Below are 19,195 nucleotides of genomic sequence, written 5' to 3'. Positions count from 1 at the left end.
GTCGTAATTTCGCCCGATGACAAATTCCAAACCCAATATCCTTGTAGTAAACGACGACGGCATTACCGCGCCGGGGATAAGAGTACTTATCCATATCATGAAAGAGATTGGCCGCGTAGTGGTTGTAGCGCCGGATAGCCCGCAATCGGGCATGGGGCATGCCATTACCATTGGTAAGCCGTTGCGTTTGGATAAAGTTGATATTTACGAGGGTGTTGAGATGTACAGTTGCTCGGGCACGCCGGTTGATTGTGTGAAGCTGGCCGTTACCAAAATATTTAAGGGCAAAAAGCCCGATCTTTGCGTATCAGGCATCAACCATGGGTTGAACAATGGTATCAATGTGCTGTACTCGGGCACAATGTCAGCCGCGGTTGAAGGGGCCATCGAGGGGATCCCATCAATAGGTTTTTCGTTAGATGACTATACCTGGCAGGCCAATTTTAGTCATGCCGAAAAATATATAAAAGAAATTGCGCTGCAGGTTTTAGCTAACGGCATGCCTACGGCTACTTTATTAAATGTAAACTTCCCTAATACGGCACATATAAAAGGTATCAAGATCTGCCGGCAGGCAAACGCCAAATGGGCCGAAGATTTTGATGAACGTGTCGATCCATACAAACGCCCATACTACTGGATAAGCGGCGTTTTCCAGGTAAATGACAAGGGTGAGGATACCGATTCATGGGCATTGGAAAATAATTATGTGTCGGTAGTGCCTATCCAGTTTGATATGACAGCGCACCACGCTATCCCTGTATTAAACAGCTGGACATTTAACGTATAATTTCTTGTATTTTTGGTTTTTATGCTGATAATCAATAACCCTGCGCAATGAAATATTACCTGGTAGCCGGCGAGGCTTCGGGCGACTTGCACGGGGCCAATTTAATGAAGGAGTTAAAAAAGCTCGACCAGCAAGCAGAGTTTCGTTATTTTGGTGGCGACCTGATGCAGGCCGAGGGCGGCACACTGGTTAAGCATTACGCGGACATGGCATTTATGGGATTTTTTGAAGTGGCAATAAACCTGCGCACTATCTTAAAAAACCTGGCAGCCTGCAAAGCCGACATTGCGCAATACCAGCCGGATGTTTTGATCCTGATAGATTTCCCGGGCTTTAATTTAAAGATAGCGGCCTTTGCTAAAGAAAATAACCTTCCCGTTAATTACTATATATCGCCTAAAGTTTGGGCCTGGAACCAAAAGCGGGTATTGAAGATAAAAAGGATCGTCGACCACCTGTTTTGCATCCTTCCGTTTGAGGTTGATTTTTATAAAGAATGGGGGATGGAGGTTGATTACGTAGGTAACCCGTTATTAGACGCAGTAGCTGCATTTAACCCCGACCCGCATTTTCTCGAAAAAAACAACCTCATTGATAAAAAAATAATCGCACTATTACCCGGCAGCCGCAAGCAGGAAATTAGCTACCTGTTGCCGGATATGCTGGCCGTTGCTGATCGGTTTCCCGACTGCCAGTTTGTAATTGCAGGTGCGCCATCTTTTACTGCGGATTACTATCAGCAGTATTTAAAAGGTAAAGCTATCCCAGTGCTGTTTGATGCCACTTATGATATATTAAACAATGCGCAGGCCGCCGTTGTAGCATCGGGCACGGCTACGTTAGAGGCCGCGTTGTTTAATGTGCCACAGGTGGTGGTTTATAAAGGCAACCCGATATCTATCAACATAGCCCGGATGGTTATAAAGATCAATTATATATCGTTGGTTAATTTAATAGTCAATAAGGGCATTGTAAAGGAGCTGATCCAGGATGATTGCAAACCAGCCACTATTGGTGCCGAATTAGGGCTTATCCTTAATAATACCGAGTATCGCCAAACCATGCTGGTTAATTATGATAAGCTCGATGAAAAAATGGGCTTGCCGGGCGCTTCAGCAAAGACTGCTGCATTAATATTAAAATATGCTGCAAAAAAATAGAGCCTCGCAAAATTGCGGGGCTCTATCGTTTTCATAGGTAGTAGATTTTTTATAGGTAGATGTATATATTGATCAGGCAGCTTTTGCGGCTGACTGGTTGTTGCGGGCAAACTGACCTCTTTCTCTGAAAGCTTTAAGGTCTGCCAATAACAGATTTTTTAACTCATTGTCGTAACGGATAAGTAATTTGCTGGTTGCTGGTTTTTGTTGTAAAGTTTTCATAAGTAGATGTCTTTAAGGTTGAATATCTTTATTAATTAGGCTACTGATAGTTGTTCATTTTTAACAGCTCTTAAAAAATTACGGCCGTTTACTTTTAGCATTCTCAGATCATTCATTATGATCTCTCTAAGTTGATTATCAAACTGGGCTACTAATTTGCTTACTGCCGGTTTTTGATTGATGGTTTTCATAATGTATGTCTTTTAGTTTTTTGTTTCGTTTTTGTTATCGTCAGTTTCATTTAAATTGTCGTGGCGGCGCTTGGCTTCTTTATACTGCCTTAACAGCTGCTCTTTATCGCGCTCATCGGTCGACTTTGTAGGATCTATGGGGTTTTCCCATTCCTTATCTTTAGTGTCTTCCGGTTTTTTGCTTTCAACAATCATAACTAAATCCCTGATGGTTGATAAGTACTATTCCAAACAAATGCCAAGATTTTAAATCAAGGGAAAAAAAGTCACAGATAAGTCTGATTTATTTTACATTACGGTGTAACATGCTGTAAATAAGCATATTTATTAATATGAAAATAAATGTGGCTAACATTAAAAGTGTCCAGAAAAACAGAACACTAATTTTTTAAGCAGTACTCAGGAGTGTACAATTGTAGCTTTATTCTGTATTTTTTTGCGGTTAACCAGGTGCATTGTTAAGGCGATGCCTGATACAACTATACCTAATATACATACACCGTTCCATTGATATCGGTACCAGAGCTGGGTAGCTGCAAATGTGCCTAATGCACCACCAATAAAATAGGTAACCATGTATATGGTATTAACACGGTTGCGCGCATCCGGGTTAGCGGCGAAGATTATAGCCTGGTTTGATATATGCGTAGCCTGTACCCCCATATCCATTAATATAACACCTATTATTAAGCCGGTTAGGTTATGGCCCGAAAGCGCGAATACTATAAATGATATGATAACCAAAATCAAAGTAAAAGTTGATATGTGGTAGGGATCCATTTTATCACTTAGCCGGCCCATTGCGCCTACGGCTAAAGCGCCAAAGGCGCCTACCAAACCAAACAAGCCGGCAACATCGCTGCCCATATTAAAGTTTTGTTTTAATAAGAAGGTAAGCGTGCTCCAAAATGCGCTGAAACAAGCAAAGCATAAAGCACCACGCATAGCGGCTAATCGTAATCTTGGCTCATCCCTTATTAAATGTACCATCGATAGCATCAGGTTTTTATAACTGCCTTTGTAGTCGGGTTCAACCTCTGGTAATAACAGATATACCAATAACCACATTATTACCATTAAACCTGCAGCAATATAAAACATGGCGCGCCAGCCAAAATGTGCGGCAACTATGCCACTAAAGGTGCGTGACAGTAATATACCTATTAATAAGCCGCTCATTACAAAAGCAATCTTCTTGCCCCGCTCGGCCGGGTTAGCCAGATGCGCCGCCATTGGTATCAATAACTGCGGGATCATGGATGACGCGCCGATAAGTAAGCTTGCTAATAATAATATATGAATGTTCGGCGCAATGCCTGCCAATATTAATGATACTACTATAAAAGCAAAATCTATCAGCATTAGCTGTTTGCGCTTAAACATATCTGCCAATGGTATAATAAAGAACATACCTAATGCATAACCAATTTGTGTAAATACCGAAACTTGCCCGGCTTTAGCGCTGGTTATATTAAAAGTGTGGCTAATATCAACCAGCAAGGGTTGGTTATAATATAAATTGCCAACAACCAGTGCGGTGGTAATGGCCATTACCCATAAAGTAGTTGTGCTTAAATAGGGTGCTTTTGTAGTAGTGGCAGGCATATGTTGTTAAATGGTTACAAAAATGTAAAAGCAATTTAACATTCATGTTTATAAAAGGTAATATTTTTGCACGTCGTTTTTTAATAAGAAAACACTGGGATAGCGTTATGGTATTAAAAATATGTCAAAAAAATGTTACAATATATTTTCGGATGATAATCTGACTTTTTTATCTGATTAATGTTTTAAAAAGGCATATAAAACTCAATTATTAGGTGTTTTTGTTATCTATTTAGGTGTTTTATTGAAAAACAACTTAAATAAAACGCCTTAAATAAATTAAAACGAATATTTTTAATAGAAATACTTAATTATGGAATCTAAATTGCTATTTTTGATTGTAATTAAAACTCTTGTAATGTTTCAATCAATTAATTATTAATATTATAGCTGGTTGAGGCAATTTTACAAAAAAATTACAAAAATAAATTTGCACAGTAAAAAAGTTAGTGTTACCTTTACACCATGCAAACGGGATAACATCTCAACAGCATATTAAAATAGTCTTCTCATAATTTAGGTTTATAATTGGTTTAGTAAAGGCCCCTGCCCATCAGGGGCCTTACTTGTTTCTGTACTTTTCCTAAAAGCATCAAGCATAAATAGTGGAATTCTTGGCAGTTATAGCTTAACCTGTAAGGTTAAAAAGTACCCTCTCGCATCAGCAGGAATAATGCCGGGGCCGGGATAGCTTTCTGCACGGCGGGTAAAATAACGCTTATCTGTAAGGTTATTTATGGTACCCTGTAAAGTGAAAGTTTTGTTGAATTTATACGATGTACTCAAATCCATAACGGTATAAGCCGGTATCAATCCGTTTATAGCATTGGCTGTAAACTCGGCATTGGTGGCGTCTGTATATTGTTGGCTGTTATAAGCAAACTGATAACTTGCTTTAAATTTGTTCTGTCTAAACGTTAAACCGGTTTTAAAGATCACATCAGGCGCAAGCTCTACTTTCCGGTTATTAAATGCTGTTTTACGGCTGTTTAAATAACGCGCGTTTATTAATGCCAGGTTACTAAATACTGATACCTGGGTTGTTTTCGCATCCGGATTTATGAAGTGCAGAACTTCCAGTTCGGCAAATGATTCTAAACCGATATTTCTTGACCGGCCTATGTTGGTCCGATATCTAAAATCATTAAAACTTGCATCGGCGGTATCTAAGTTACCTATACGGTTGTCATACTGAATAGCAAATACACTTACATCATAATTAAATATGTCGCGAATGTTTCCGCGCATGCCCAAATCGGCCGAGTAACCGGTTTCATCCTGCAAGTTCGGATCAACACGTAACCCTCTAAGGCTTGAGTTTAAGTCATTAAAGTTAATAGCCCTGTAGTTTTGCGATATGTTGGCATAAAACTGCATAGCCTCACTTTGAAAATAACTAAATCCTATACCGCCGATTAAAAAACTGCGGTTCCGGTTTTTATTGTCGATACTATCTTTTCTGAAAATAACGTTGCCCGCCAAGTCGGTATTAACAACAACGTATGATCCGGCGGCTTTGGTTACTATGTTTTCATAGCGTATGCCCGGTATAATGCTGAATTTTGGTGTTATACGAAAGATATTCTCGGCAAAAAATGCCAGGTTATAATTGGGGAAAGTGTAGTGCTGAAAAGCATTTACATCAGTAGCAGAAGTGCCATATTCAAAATCGGCATCAGTTCCGGTAGAAGCATTATTACCTAATCCCTGTCTGCGGTCGGTATGTCCGCTGTAGTATCTCATACCCACCAATAAATTTTGCGGAGTGTTGCCAATTTTATAGGTATATAACAAACGGCTTTCGTTACCATAGTTTTTATACTTGTCGCGGTATAGGTTCCTGTCGGCACCCAGGTCGGTGCGGTTTATATAGTCAAGATTGCCCACAGCATCTCTACCTGCATACAAGCCAAAAAAGCGGCTGTTAAACTTCAGGTTATCATTGATCTTATAATCCAATATAAAAGCTCCTAAATTCCAGTTTACCCTAAACCAGTTTCGCGAGCGAATAGATTGGCGCGGATCAGCAGCAAACTGTTTATCAGTAAGCCCGCCCGGTTGTTGCGCCAGGTAATCCATATAGGTGTATTGGAGAGTCAGGACTAATCTATCAGTAGCATTGTAGGTGATACTTGCATAAGCCGTGTTATCATTAAAATGCCCATTTGGCCGCCAGCCGTCACCCTGTTTATGTTGGAAAAACGTATAGTATTGTATTTTTTTTATGGTACCGCCAATACTGCTACTGGTATTAAAAAAGTTCCATGAACCGGCGGTTTCGCTCGCGGTTACTTCAATAGGCTTATCCACAGGGGCACTACGCAACTTAAAGTTAATAAGGCCGCCAAACTGGGTGCCATATTGTAATGATGAGGCTCCGCGTAATATTTCTATCCGTTCTGTCAACTCTGCCGGCGGCGAGTAATAGCTTTCGGGATAGCCTAAAGCATCGGCACTAATATCATAGCCATTTTGGCGGGTGTTAAAGTTGGTTACCCGGTTAGGGTTTAATCCTCGTCCGCCTATACCTAACTGTATGCCGCCGCCATCGCTTTCCCAAATATTCAGGCCCGCTACCTTAGCGTAGATCTGCCTACTATTATTGGTTGATTTATTGGCATTAATATCATCCATCACAATAACTTCGCTTTTTTTACCGGCGTTTATTGTAGTGCCCTCTATAGCTTTAAGGCGGGTAACGCCGAATGTTTTATCTTTTGTGGCCGCTACGTTTACATCGTTTAACTGCTGTACACTTTCTTCCATCACCAAATTAATGGTTAGGTTGCTGTTTACATTGATAGTTTGGCTTACCTGCTTATGGCCTATGGCAGTAACGGTAATAGTATATTTATTAGTAGTAATACCGCTTAATTGATAATTACCTGCGGTGTCGCACTTGGTAGCATAGCGGGAGTTTTTTAATATAATAGTCGCGTTAGCTACACCTTTGCCTGCTGTGGTTTTAACGGTGCCGTTTATAGTAAAGGTTTGTGCCGATAATTGCAGCGCGCTTATCAATAAGAATAATAGGATATATAAATATTTCATTTTTTTATTTGGTATTAAATGGACGGATCCATTTTTTGTGCCCGAAGGTTTCCTGTTCGGTTGCCAGGTTTACAGTACTGTCAATATATAACCGGCTGCCGCTGCCATTTAAGGTTACGTAACTATCGGCAGTAACAATTGGATCTTGAATTCCTTTTTTTTCATACTCGGCAGCAAGGAAATGCGCGTATTGTAAAATCATATCCGGCTGTGTAGCCATTTGGTTTTCCTGGAACGTGTTTAGGTATTGTGAGTTGATGATCTCTGCTTTTCGCCCGGTGGCCGGATCTTTTACATGAAAAAATATAGTGCCACCTTTTTCCATCAACATAACCCGCCACGAAAACCGGTAACCTTCTTCTGTCCAATACAACTTATCGGGATACATTAAAAACCTGAAAGGCATTATTAATTGTATGATAAAATGAAGCGTTAAAATCACACCAATAAGCTGAGCTTTAAATGCGGAGAAGTGATAGTCTTTATTGGGGATGTAGGTTTTGGTTTTAGGCAATAAAAGCTTTAAGAAACTGATGATCCGGATATGTGTTTTTTCTGAAAAGAAAATAATAGTAACGCATATCATGATGTAAGGGAACATACCTATCTTGAAGAATAAGCCTGTTGAAAGGTGGAAAATTATAACCAAAACATATCCCCATTTACGATATCGGTTATTTAACAATAAAAACCCGATGAAAAGGTCAAATATCGCCCCAAACCAACTAAACAAATATGCTGTCCAGGTTTGGGTAAGCAGTCCGCCAATTATGGGCATATCTGCATGAGCAGGTAACCATATTTTAAGCGGCATAGCAGCTATCAGCCAATCGTAGTTTAGTTTTGATATCCCGGCAAAAATATACACCAGTACTAATTGTAGCTTAAATATATTTATTGCCCAGGCAGGGATACGGGTTACTGCCAATTTTGGCCTGCGCCATACATCAACAGAAAAATAACGATGGGCAGGTACCCATATCATTAAAAAGGCCATTACACTTATAAAGTAGTAATGGTTTAGGTAAGTGGTTTTGTCTAATAATTCTACATAAGTAAAACATAAAAAAAAAGCGATAATAGCTGCACGATAAAACAGGCCTATGGTAATAATTATTGCTGCAAGTACCAATATGCCAAACAATACGTATATGCCAATGCCGGGAGGGACTTTTACCCAATCAAACCCATAAAATGTAAAATGGAAGGGTGGCTTTATGTAAAAGGAATAGATCCATCCTTTTAAAATAAAGCGCAAAGTGCTAACAAGCATAATGCTCCCGAATGCTATCCTGAGGACAGCAAGGGGAGCGATATGTACCGGCGCTTTTAAAAGTGCTGTGATGTTAAACTTTGCAGAATTGGACATTATTTAGTCTCCGTCGTTATCGCCGAAAGTAATTGCAATGCCTAATGATGAGGTCATGTCTGTTTTTAACATTACCGTTAGTTTTTGTAGTTCGGTAAAGGCTGCCATTACAGCTGTTGTATTATTAGTGATGTTAACTGATAATGGGTCTGATAGCGTGCTCAATTTGGTAAACGAAGTTGTGAACTGTACTTTAATAGCATCGTTTAGCGAACCTCCGTTATATTTAGCATTCGAATAAGCCAGATAATCATCAAGGCCCGACCCTGATGCACCTAAGTATAAATTTTGTATAGCCTGTAAATGCAGGTTGGTTAACTGCAAAGATATTTTTGAATAATAAGCCTGAACCTTGGTTGGGAATATTGTACCCATTGATTGCGAACCTGCAGGTACACCTATCTCATAGTTTTTAATAGTTTCGTAATCGTAGATCAACTGGTTAACCAATTGGCCGGTAGAGCTGCCCGCGTCTGTACCGGTAGCTGCCAGGAACGTAGCTTTGTAGTTGCCATTCCATGCGTTTAGTACCGTAGTAGCGTTAGTTTTCAATTCGGCGGATAGCGCTGCAAGATAAGTTTTGCGATTGGAGGCTTTAGCATCAGTAGTAAATTGTGCTAAAATAGCGGTGTTGTCAGCGCCTGTGCCAAACAACAAATAATCTAATGCCGGGAAACCTTTAGCAGACAGGTTAGCTAATAAACCAGAGTTATAAGTGCCTGATGTGATATTAGCTGTAATTTGATCAACAGCTGTTGGATAAGTATTGGTATTCACCCTTAAATTAACATCAGCAGCCGGGCCAAAGTCATATAGTGATGTTGATTGCCATTGTTTGTATGCAACCACAAATGCAGCTTGTAAAGCACTTAAAGTAGTGGCATTTGGTGTAGTATTAAATGTAGTAACAGCAGCATCCAGGCTTACCACATTTGCCTGGTAGGTTGTGTAGGCCGGTATAATAATGTTAGTGCTGATGTTGGTAAGCATTGCCTTGCGATCAAACCCGGTACCGGTGCCGCCACTGCCATCAGGCGCAGTATTTGATTTTGAGCAAGATTGTACCAGTATAAATGTTGATATAGCTATTACAGCCAAGCCGATTATCTTTTTCATGATGTTATATTTATAGTAAAACCACCCGTACATATATGGTACGGATGGTTGCACTTTTGTTTATGTGTACTTTTATATTATAGTATATCCTTAACCGCAGTAAAGTCGTATTGCGTTGCAATAATATCTCTTAAGGCGTTAAGCTGCGTCAGTGTCAAATCATAATAATTTGCCGGGAACGCTGCAAGCATAGCGTTGTATTGTGCATCGGTTGTTACTTTATTAGGATTGTATTTTATACCGTAAACAAAGCCGAACATTTCAGATACACGGCTATTCCTTAAAATATTGTCGCTGATAGATTCTTTAGCTTCTTTTACCTCTTGTAAAGCAGCGGCACCGTGTAATCTTTCAAAAGTATTAATGATGATCTTTGCTTGTGCAACAAATGTCTTTTTGTCTTTTGCTGTTACAGCTGCTCTCCCTTTTAAGAAAGCGTCCATCAAAATTTTGTTGGCTTTGTAACCAGAGTCAACTTGAGTAGTATAGCTGCCCCAAAGTTTAACACCTATTTTATTGGTAGGGAAATCAATTGGAACACCCCAGTAGCCAAAAGCCGCATCCCATGCATGCTCCATAGCAGTTGAACCACTAACTACAGTTGTATTATCAATAGTTTGATTGGCAATTGCGGTCATAGTAGATACGATCTGGTAAGTAACCAGGCCACCCATATTACCTTTCGCAAATACCTGCGCATAGTTAACACCTGCACCGGTTAAAGCATATTTAGATGCAGCGTTTGCAGAGCTAGCGCCAACGCCAGCAACACTTCTGCTGGCTGGGGTAGTATATAGCGCGTTAATTTTAACCAAAGTATCTATAAATCTAATTACATCTGTTTTAAAGGCAGGTGCATACTGATCCATCAACTGTAAGCCTGAGGTATTGTAACCAGCAGTAGTAAAATTATTGCCGGTATTATTTAACATAGCTTTTACTTTAACAACATCAAATGTGCCGGTAAGCACGGTTTTCATCAGGTTATTAATTTCGGTGTACATACCTAAACGGGTAGTAACATCTGCGAAATTTGCATTGGCAAAATTGTAAGTTGTTGGTACGGTATAATTAAATACTTCTTCTGGTGGTGCGGTTTCGGTTTTTTTACAACCGGCCATTACCACTAATGCGATAAACAGAGCGCTAAATATTGATAAGTTTTTTTTCATGATGTGTGGTAAATTTTTTTTCTGGACAAAAGTACCCTGCCCGCTTATCCCGGGCAATACCCCCTTGGGGGTAATTTATAATAAGTCTAAATAAACTATTGCTTGTTTAGTAACTGGGCCAGTTCGGTTGTGTTTTTGAAGCTAAAACCCAGTTTTTTGATAATATTTTTACGATGTGTTTTAATAGTATGCACACTCAGAAACAGTTTGTCGGCAATTTCTTTATTGGTTAACCCCTCGGCTATCAGGTGGATAAGCTCGGTTTCGCGTGATGATAGTTGGGGGATATTATCATCTTTTTCAGGAAGCAGCTTATTGCCAAAAAGCGTCTGGAAGGTGTTTTTGCAAAAAAACTGCTCGCCTTTAGCCGCGCTATATATAGCATGGACTAATTCTTCACGACTGCACTCTTTAAATACACAATTCTTAATCCCAAGATCTATCAGTGCTTGGATCTCTTCGCGCGATTGGCGGTTTGTCAGCACAAGTACGCGGGTGCCACGATGCTTTAGCTTAATGTTTTTAATGTCGGCGGGGGTAAAACGTTGGTTATAATTCGGGTCAAGAATAATAACCCTGGGTTTGCGGCTAATTAACAGTTGCTCCAGCTCTATTGAGTAAGCGACGGTACCAACAATATTAATATCTACAATATTAGCTAATGTAGCTTTTACACCCTCGCGGGTTAAAGTTTGGTTATCGGCTATTAATACGTCAATCAATGTTATTTAGTCTAATTCTAAACAATGATACGAAAAATATATATTTCAATGAATTTTAATATGAATTTGATGGCAGAGAGATGATTGTCCGGCCAGTTATTGTTAAAATTTATAATTTTAGAAATGGATAATTTCTTATTAAAAGATAAAGTAATTATAGTTACCGGTGGGACGGGTATTTTGGGCGAGGCCTTTATTCAAGGTATAGTATCGGCTGGCGGCACCGTGGGTATTTTGGGCCGTAATGAAAAAATTGCGCAAGAACGTGCCGCTACTGTAAAAGCAGCTGGGGGCAAGGCACTGGCTTTAATAGCCGATGTTATGAAAGAAGAAGAATTACTGTTAGCCCGCGACAAAGTACTGGCCGAATTTGGACGTGTTGATGGCCTGGTTAACGGTGCGGGTGGTAATATGCCCGGCGGAATTATACAACCCGATACCAGTGTTTTTAAATTAGACATGGAAGGTTTACGCCAGGTGATGGAACTAAATTTATGGGGCACAATGATACCAACGCAGGTTTTCGGCGAAACGATGGCCAACGCAGGTAAAGGCAGCATTGTAAATATTTCAAGCATGGCATCCCAAAGAGTTATCACCAAGGTATTGGGATATACGTTGGCTAAGACTGCTATTGATGCTTACACGCAATGGTTCGCGGTAGAAATGGCCAACCGCCATGGCGATAAGTTGCGTATGAATGCCATTGCACCGGGCTTTTTCCTTACTGAGCAAAACCGGACGTTGCTTACCCAGCCCGATGGTAGCTATACCGAGCGGGGTAACTTAGTAATAAAACAAACTCCATTTAAACGCTTTGGCGAACCCGACGAACTTGTTGGTGCGTTATTGTGGTTATTAAGCGATGCATCAAAATTTGTGACAGGGACAGTTATTAATGTTGATGGCGGTTTTGCAATAAATAGTGGGGTGTAGTTAATCCGAGCGTTCTGAAAACTATTTGAAGTAATGTATAAATAGTTAGGCACAGCCGCCAAACTTTTCTATAAAGACTTTTTAGCTATATAATTTCCATTTGCCCAACTTTTTATTACTTTTGCCATCCCAACACACGGGGGATTAGCTCAGCTGGCTAGAGCGCTTGCATGGCATGCAAGAGGTCATCGGTTCGACTCCGATATTCTCCACATATTGATTATCAGGCTTTTAGATCAACTTCTAAAAGCCTGATTTTTTGAGGGTACAACATAGGTACAACACTTTTCTTTGGTTTTATCATGTTTTATTCACCACAACCTGCCTGAAAAACAAAAACAGTTAGGTTTTTTAGTCAAAATAGCTTAGACAATGCCGGTTGTGGATTAAATTATTGAACACACATTCAGTATTTACCGCTTAAGCAACAAACAGCACGAGCCGGATAGATAGTCAAGGCTCTTTAGATTTAGCAGAGTGAAATCATTAATCAAAAGTTTGTTATTGTTGGGGTGTGGAAATGTGGTAAACTCGATAGAGTTTTCCATATTTCCACACCTTTTTCTTTTTGATCAACAATCTTGTATGGATAAGTTGACGTGATGAACTTAATGGCAAGGAACAGGGTGAACCGTGTCAAGGCCCAGGCTAAAGACCTATGGCCCGTATTAGTGCCATTTCCGGTCATTAGGTTCACCGTGTAAACATAACGAACAACTAAATTGTTGACAAAGAATGGGGTGAACCCAGTCAAGCCCAGGTTACGACCTATGTTTCGTATTATGCCCTATTCTGAGTTGCAAGTCGATGTCAATGACAGATTAGAATTTTAGACATAAGGTCTTAAAGGTTTTAGTCCGAGTACATCAATTAATCTATTCGACATGAAATACAACACGTTATTGGTAATGCGTGGGACCTGTTTTAGCTGCTAATATGATTGTCTGCGCCCATAATTTACCAGGTTACCAATTGGCGCAAGTTGGCCTGTTATGTAGGCACAGCCCCTTCTGAGCATCAGCCGGGTACCAGCATTAAGGGTAAAACGCGAGTCAGCAGCTTATCGAACCGGCAAATAAAAAATTGATCCATTTGGTAGCTATATGCGCTTGCGCATATAATCCAGAATTGAAGGGCTATTATAAAAGAAGGATAAGTGAAGGGAAAAAATAAAATGAGCACACTCAATGTTATTCGGAATAAGCTTATTGCCAGAATGTTTGCAATAGTTAACAGGGGAACCGCTTACGTGGATCTGTGAAATATGCAGCTTAGTGCTTTTCATCTTAACTCGTAAACACCCCTTCTTATTTTGCCCGGGTTCGGTCAAGGGCAGCGAAGCGCAGGCCCTTGGGCGGCGCTGTTTATATTACCCTCGACGGGTTCCGGGCAAAATAAAAACTTTGTGAAGAGATAAGATGAAAATAATACTTGACAAAGTCTTAGAATACGGGCGGGGCCGCTGAAAGCGAACAACTCGCCCGCTTTTATAGCCTTCTATGTAAAGCGTTTATATAAAAATGGTTATTTTTTCTCTTTTTATACATATAAAATATTTTTTTCTTCTGCCAGCCTTCAGTTAGGGCAATAGTTATCATCGGCAGTAATTTCTGCCATTCCTTAAGATTACCCTTGTTTTTCAGTCTCCTATTTGCGATCATCTTTAAAAGAGCCGCGAGCATTAATTATGTGTTATTCTAAAAGGTGCTGCCTACTTGACTTTGCAAACTGTAAAACAGCCGCAGGCTATACATTGCAGTCACCTTTTTCTTTGTGTGCAATAGCCTGGCCAGTAACAACTGCCGGGTATATATTGCAGTCACCCTTGTTTTTGAGCACTAACGGGAAAATCCTTTATTGTTGTTATTATCGTGTTAGTATGTGTGTAAACTCGAAGAGTTTTCCATATACTAACACGTATGCGCCATATTTAACTTGCTTCAGCAGGGTTCTCCTTTAACCCGATTTTATACTCTTCTCCTGTTTTGATTACATGCCATACTCTGCGTAAAAGTTTATGTGCCACCTTGATAATAATCTTATTGGGCTGTTTACCTTTATGGCTCGATAATAATCCTGCATGGTAGGATCTCTTCTTACATAGACCCAGGCACTTTCAACCAAATAGCTACGAAGTAGGTATTACAAGCATACTTTCTGAGTTCGGTATTGAGAGCCAGCCATTCCTGACGTACAAAGTCTAAATGTCTTAGCTTGCTCTGCATACTTGAATGGCCTGGTGCGTGCTTCCATTCTAACCTGTTAAGCCAAGCTGTTAATTCCATTGTCAATCTCGGCATATCGTACTGTAAAGGAATTTTAATACTATAGTAAAGTAATTCACCCTTGATTTGGCTTTTTAATTTGCGTATGACTTTAGTTAAAAAATCCTTTTACCTGATAAGACTTCTTAATTGTTCCTGCTGTTCATCAGGTACGTATAGACCCGTAAGATGGCCGGATTGCAATTGCTTGGCAATCTACACGATCACTCTTTTGATCCCTATTCTTTGCGGTATATCCGATGGGTTGAGAAGTTTAACCTGCCACCCCGCCTGGCTTAGTTGCCGATAGGGGAAAAATCCGCAATAAGATGCTTCATAACAGCATTCTACAGGATAACCCTGGAAATGTTGGTTCACGTAATCTATTAGATACCCGGATCGGATGTCATATTAAATGTTTTGTGACCAAAAAGATCCGTCCTGATACTCACTGACCAGTTCTTCTTATGGACATCAATGCCGATAAATAATTGTGGAGTTTGCATGGGCGTATGTTTTTGTTACTAAATTATTGAAGAACGCTTTAACTTATAGGCTTTACTTTTACCTGGCGGTGGGCTATCTTCGCGAATGTGGTGAATATGGATATTCTATTTACCCCTTTTTATATGAACTATGCAAATAAGATATAATCCATTTCGCGTTCTTTTTTTTTCCAAAAGATTGAAAGCGTTACGGATCGACTTGACATACCTTTTTTGTTTTCGTTACTACCATAAATCCAATGTAAAATGCCTTGCGCAAAGGAAAGTTCACTTTATGAAACAAAGTTCTTGCAGTAGCCGACTCAGCATATTTACAATTAATGCATTGCCGGGAGCATACTTTCTTTTGTTCAGTATATTATTCTAAAAAATAATCTTGTTCTTGAAGCGGTCCTACCTTCAATATAGACATATTGATCACCGAAGTTATCGCAAAAATATAGCGATGGGATTAACTACTGTCGCCAATACGATATCGCTGTTTTGATTATTGCTGATAACCTTATCATCTAGCTTGCCAGTTTCATGGTGTACATCACCGAAAGTTAAATTATAGATTGGCGTTCTGTATCGGGAATCTTCTCTTTCGGCGCCTCTCTATTAAGCTCGTAAGCCTGGTAGTCATTAGTGAAATAATTATAGCGTTCTAAATTCATAGCGACTACGACAAAACTAACTGAAAAATACAAATTAATTAGCTTTATGTAAAAAGCTAATTAATTTCATTTTCGAGCCAGTACAATTTTCAACTTCTCCTTCTGAAACCGTATTATCCCAATAACTTCTAATCAAAAAACTATATGTTTAATTGCGATATTAAAGGATGAAGAAAGATATTAGATGAATGGATTATTTACCACAAATTATTAGAGCCTGTTTAAATTTGTTAAAGGAAATTTATATAGCTACGAAACTATGCTTTTTTAAATATTGGCGATGATAGCACCCCCTTTAGAAAATGAAATCTAAAGTAATCATTAATCAAATGAAATTCGTGCTTTTAGCCCCTATAAAACTATTATTGAATAAAATTTAAACAGGCTCTTAGTACTTAAATATCTTTTTTTGGAGAAGAAATATTACGATGACCAAGAAAATAATTATGCTTATTAAAATAGAATAGGAATTCCCTCTTTTTTGTTCTTTGATTGAATCGTTATCAATCTTACAATTATCAATGGTAGCTACAGCAAGCGTGGTATTGTTATTACTTGAAATAGATAATCCAACATATACCGGGGAAGTTGCCCCAAAATTCAAATCTATAGATTGTTTAAATGGTATCCAGTCAACACCGTTTGAAGAAATATACGCTGTATATAAAGATTTTACTTTAAGCAATTTAACCCAGCACGGAGCTTTGATTTTAGCCGGAGAGCCCGTTGTTATAGGACTCGAAGCATTTTTTAATCTATATTGAAAAGTACAGCCCTCTTTTGTTAATCCAATAAAAGCATATTTTGCTCCAGGGGCAATACTTTCACGTATCATTATACCACTTGATGCACCCGATGACTGATCTAAGGTAACAACTCGTGCTGTTATCTCACCGTTGCCGACAAAAGTTTTATATGCAAAATGCAGCGCATCAAAAATATTTGAACTACTTTGCCCACCCCCATATAAAGTAAATACATCATTTTTATAACATGCAGAACCGGACATACCAACATCACCGATATCCTGTGTGGTCCATCTGGTAGGTAGCGGGCCACAAATTGTTGAACAAGGGAGAGTAGATAATCCTATCGCTGTTGAAACTGCACCCACACCACCGTTAGTGCAGTTGGTTTGCACCCTAACCAGGTAATCTGTGGCGCAAGATAACCCTTTGATAATTATATCATTAACAGTTACTTTTGCATTCGTCCAACCAACTGCCGCTACTGCTTTATACTGTAAAATATAACCTGTACCGACAGAGCCATCCCATTTTATTTCGGCCGAATTTTCCGTAATAATTCCTTTGCGAATATTTCTCGGTGCGGGACATTGCCCTCCAACAGGCTCGCCATATACCTCAAATTCATATAATGAATAACCGTAAGGGGATCCACGTTTTACAGCCTTCATACGTACATACCTTCCAGTAGCCTTGAGCGAAATATAATTGTCTGAATTTAGATTGTTTTTTAGAGAAGAAATTGTTGACCAGTTTATCGCATCGTCCGAAACCTGTATATCAAAACTCTTTGCCAAAGCAACCTCCCATCGCAAAACAACTTGACATATGTTAAATTGTGCACCCAAATCAACATAAATACTTTCAGCATCAGAATTATGCTTACTGGCCCATCTTGAGGTTTTATCGCCATCAAATGCTTTATCTACAGAAGTATTAACATTACCCTCATCAGACGATGCTACGCCCTTTTTATTTAAAGCGATGTTGATTGAATTACAAGTATCAATATTTTTAGTAAGGCCATATACGTTTAATTTGTTGGAAAATGTAGCTAAGTAGACCTTGCCGTTAATAATTGTCGGACAATTGAATTTAGCGTAATTACCCCCATTGGCTTCATTCGATGAGGAGTGCCATAGTTCTTTAGTTATATCACTGGCACTAAAAGCACGTAAAATACCTGACCTAACTGCTTGATTGGCATCACCATCTGCAGCATAGGTAGCCCAAAGCACAGCGGTTGAATCAATAGAATTATTTGACGAGATCGACAAAAAGGCTCCGCTATTTCCGGTAGGCCCTTGTACACCACTGCTTATCGTTTTAGTAAGATCAAGTTGTTGCGAGGTCCGGTCTAATGGAAAAGCTTTTAATAATCCGTTTTCAGACCACGAGTAAACAAATTGATTATTTTGCCCTTTATAGTAGGTAAACGATGACCGTAAATGTGCATTTGTCCCCAAATTTATTGTTTGTAAGGGTTTGTTACCATCACTATGATAACCACCCATATTGTTCCGATTAAGTATATATATTTTACCATCCTTACAGGCTGTAATGGCCATAGTTGTACCTGGAACCAACATCACTTCGGTTACGCCAAAGTCAAGATCAGTTTCCTCTAATTCAAGAATGTTATTGGGGGTGAAAAATGTTTTAACGATTAGTTTCGATCCCTGAGGTTTTAGTTTTACAGCACTTTCTGAGCGGTTGGTTACATCGCTAAGATCTGAACCAACTCCTACAGAGCCATTCCCGACGGCTACATACAAGTTACCATATTCATCTGCTGCCGGCGCTGCGCCGCTCATCCAAATCCCGCCATTGTAACCTTGTGGAGTTGTATTGTACACTATTTTTTGTGTAAGCGACTTTTTGTCATAGCCTAATATCCAGCCATGATACGGAGTCCAATCACAATGCGATGCCCATGTAACATAAACAATCCCTCTTAACAACAGTAAACCGCAGCGCTGATTTTCTTTTTGGGCATCAAAATATATTTTCCCTCTTACGCTACCACTGCCCAAGCCAGAAACGCGTGCTGTAATTAGTGTTGGGCTATTTGGCCTTGCTACTCCAGTGGTAATATCAAGTGCGTGAATATATTGTTCGTAAGTTCGATAAATAGTATTGAAGTTGCGCGATACAAGATAAATAGTATTAGTAGCCGGATCTATAACGGGTGTGCCTACTATGCCGATATTTCCAGTAAAATCGCGATAGTTACCGGCACATGCCTCCGTCATATCTGAATTTTTTACCGGCCTTGAATCTCGTGGAGTTAAATTTACTTTCCAGTAAGGTATGGAACGATTAGCAGAATCTGCATCAAAAGCATAAACAGTGTTATTTACGGTAGCTACAAATACAACGTTTCTTTTTCCTTTACCGGGAATTGATAAATTCAATTTCACTAACGGTTGCGCATATATTTGATCATCAACCGCCCTACTGAATATCTTGCCGAAGCTACCTTGCTTAACGTTTTTAGTATTTAATATCTTCTCTGAAGAGTACCATCCAGTACGATATAAATTATTGTGTTGGGTTAATACATCTTTCTGTGCAGAAACAACTACCGGCGTAAATATTATAGTGAAACAAATAAAAATTTCTTTTATCAGTTTTATCAGTTTTATGTGCATGGATATGGATGATAGGTCTAAAATCAATCAAATAGAGT

General features: G+C 39.3%; 15 protein-coding genes, 1 tRNA gene and 1 pseudogene. 5 read left to right on the top strand and 12 right to left on the bottom strand.

All coding sequences use genetic code 11. The features are described 5' to 3' along the window. Nucleotides 1-16 precede the first annotated feature (16 nt). Together surE and lpxB are read left to right on the top strand one after the other, a co-directional pair. On the top strand, nucleotides 17-790 hold the full coding sequence (gene surE, locus ABIB50_RS15595; RefSeq protein ID WP_429381066.1) for a 5'/3'-nucleotidase SurE: 774 nt from the start codon (nucleotides 17-19) through the stop codon (nucleotides 788-790). Between the two features lie 47 nt (nucleotides 791-837). Continuing rightward, a complete protein-coding gene (lpxB, locus tag ABIB50_RS15590) occupies nucleotides 838-1,950 on the top strand; it encodes a lipid-A-disaccharide synthase (protein ID WP_429381065.1) in 1,113 nt (370 codons plus the stop codon). 72 nt (nucleotides 1,951-2,022) lie between these two features. Here lpxB and ABIB50_RS15585 read toward each other — a convergent pair whose 3' ends face one another. The 9 genes from ABIB50_RS15585 to ABIB50_RS15545 all read right to left on the bottom strand — a co-directional run bounded on the left by ABIB50_RS15585 (nucleotide 2,023) and on the right by ABIB50_RS15545 (nucleotide 11,398). Further along, nucleotides 2,023-2,172 (bottom strand): hypothetical protein, encoded by a 150-nt coding sequence (locus tag ABIB50_RS15585; RefSeq protein WP_429381063.1) that lies wholly within the window; start codon nucleotides 2,170-2,172, stop codon nucleotides 2,023-2,025. A 35-nt stretch (nucleotides 2,173-2,207) separates the two neighbouring features. Further along, on the bottom strand, nucleotides 2,208-2,363 hold the full coding sequence (locus ABIB50_RS15580) for a hypothetical protein (protein ID WP_429381061.1): 156 nt from the start codon (nucleotides 2,361-2,363) through the stop codon (nucleotides 2,208-2,210). 12 nt (nucleotides 2,364-2,375) lie between these two features. Next, nucleotides 2,376-2,558: a hypothetical protein gene (locus tag ABIB50_RS15575; protein WP_429381059.1), complete on the bottom strand. Its 183-nt coding sequence runs from the start codon at nucleotides 2,556-2,558 to the stop codon at nucleotides 2,376-2,378. A 204-nt stretch (nucleotides 2,559-2,762) separates the two neighbouring features. Beyond that, nucleotides 2,763-3,968: an MFS transporter gene (locus tag ABIB50_RS15570; protein ID WP_429381057.1), complete on the bottom strand. Its 1,206-nt coding sequence runs from the start codon at nucleotides 3,966-3,968 to the stop codon at nucleotides 2,763-2,765. A gap of 621 nt (nucleotides 3,969-4,589) precedes the next feature. Then, nucleotides 4,590-7,019: a TonB-dependent receptor domain-containing protein gene (locus ABIB50_RS15565; RefSeq protein WP_429381055.1), complete on the bottom strand. Its 2,430-nt coding sequence runs from the start codon at nucleotides 7,017-7,019 to the stop codon at nucleotides 4,590-4,592. 4 nt (nucleotides 7,020-7,023) lie between these two features. Then, nucleotides 7,024-8,388 carry an HTTM domain-containing protein gene (locus ABIB50_RS15560; RefSeq protein ID WP_429381053.1) on the bottom strand — a complete coding sequence of 455 codons (1,365 nt, stop codon included), beginning with the start codon at nucleotides 8,386-8,388 and terminating at the stop codon, nucleotides 7,024-7,026. A gap of 3 nt (nucleotides 8,389-8,391) precedes the next feature. Further along, nucleotides 8,392-9,504, bottom strand: a complete 1,113-nt coding sequence (locus ABIB50_RS15555) for an imelysin family protein (RefSeq protein ID WP_429381051.1) — start codon at nucleotides 9,502-9,504, stop codon at nucleotides 8,392-8,394. Nucleotides 9,505-9,581: 77 nt separating this feature from the next. Continuing rightward, nucleotides 9,582-10,676 carry a DUF4856 domain-containing protein gene (locus ABIB50_RS15550; protein ID WP_429381049.1) on the bottom strand — a complete coding sequence of 365 codons (1,095 nt, stop codon included), beginning with the start codon at nucleotides 10,674-10,676 and terminating at the stop codon, nucleotides 9,582-9,584. A gap of 95 nt (nucleotides 10,677-10,771) precedes the next feature. Next, complete coding sequence (locus ABIB50_RS15545) at nucleotides 10,772-11,398, bottom strand: response regulator transcription factor (protein WP_429381047.1); 627 nt, start codon at nucleotides 11,396-11,398, stop codon at nucleotides 10,772-10,774. A gap of 123 nt (nucleotides 11,399-11,521) precedes the next feature. On the opposite strand from ABIB50_RS15545, the gene ABIB50_RS15540 reads away from it, so the two are divergent. The 3 genes from ABIB50_RS15540 to ABIB50_RS15530 all read left to right on the top strand — a co-directional run bounded on the left by ABIB50_RS15540 (nucleotide 11,522) and on the right by ABIB50_RS15530 (nucleotide 13,421). Beyond that, nucleotides 11,522-12,334: an SDR family oxidoreductase gene (locus ABIB50_RS15540; RefSeq protein ID WP_429381045.1), complete on the top strand. Its 813-nt coding sequence runs from the start codon at nucleotides 11,522-11,524 to the stop codon at nucleotides 12,332-12,334. Between the two features lie 138 nt (nucleotides 12,335-12,472). Continuing rightward, nucleotides 12,473-12,546: transfer RNA gene (locus tag ABIB50_RS15535), tRNA-Ala, on the top strand. Between the two features lie 728 nt (nucleotides 12,547-13,274). After that, complete coding sequence (locus tag ABIB50_RS15530; RefSeq protein ID WP_429381043.1) at nucleotides 13,275-13,421, top strand: transposase; 147 nt, start codon at nucleotides 13,275-13,277, stop codon at nucleotides 13,419-13,421. A gap of 1,888 nt (nucleotides 13,422-15,309) precedes the next feature. On the opposite strand, the pseudogene ABIB50_RS15525 reads toward ABIB50_RS15530, so the two are convergent. From ABIB50_RS15525 to ABIB50_RS15515, 3 genes and pseudogenes are all read right to left on the bottom strand, one after another. Beyond that, nucleotides 15,310-15,438, bottom strand: a pseudogene (locus ABIB50_RS15525) (IS1595 family transposase); the annotation flags it as partial. Between the two features lie 92 nt (nucleotides 15,439-15,530). Further along, entirely contained in the window at nucleotides 15,531-15,662 is a 132-nt protein-coding gene (locus tag ABIB50_RS15520; protein ID WP_429381535.1) for a DUF6934 family protein, read from the bottom strand. 486 nt (nucleotides 15,663-16,148) lie between these two features. Next, nucleotides 16,149-19,157 carry a discoidin domain-containing protein gene (locus tag ABIB50_RS15515; RefSeq protein ID WP_429381041.1) on the bottom strand — a complete coding sequence of 1,003 codons (3,009 nt, stop codon included), beginning with the start codon at nucleotides 19,155-19,157 and terminating at the stop codon, nucleotides 16,149-16,151. Nucleotides 19,158-19,195 lie beyond the last annotated feature (38 nt).

The organism is Mucilaginibacter sp. UYCu711 (assembly GCF_050433825.1).
Classification (GTDB): Bacteria; Bacteroidota; Bacteroidia; order Sphingobacteriales; family Sphingobacteriaceae; genus Mucilaginibacter.
The sequence above is the reverse complement of the archived record's forward strand: the minus strand, read 5'-3'. Positions and strand labels throughout refer to the sequence as shown.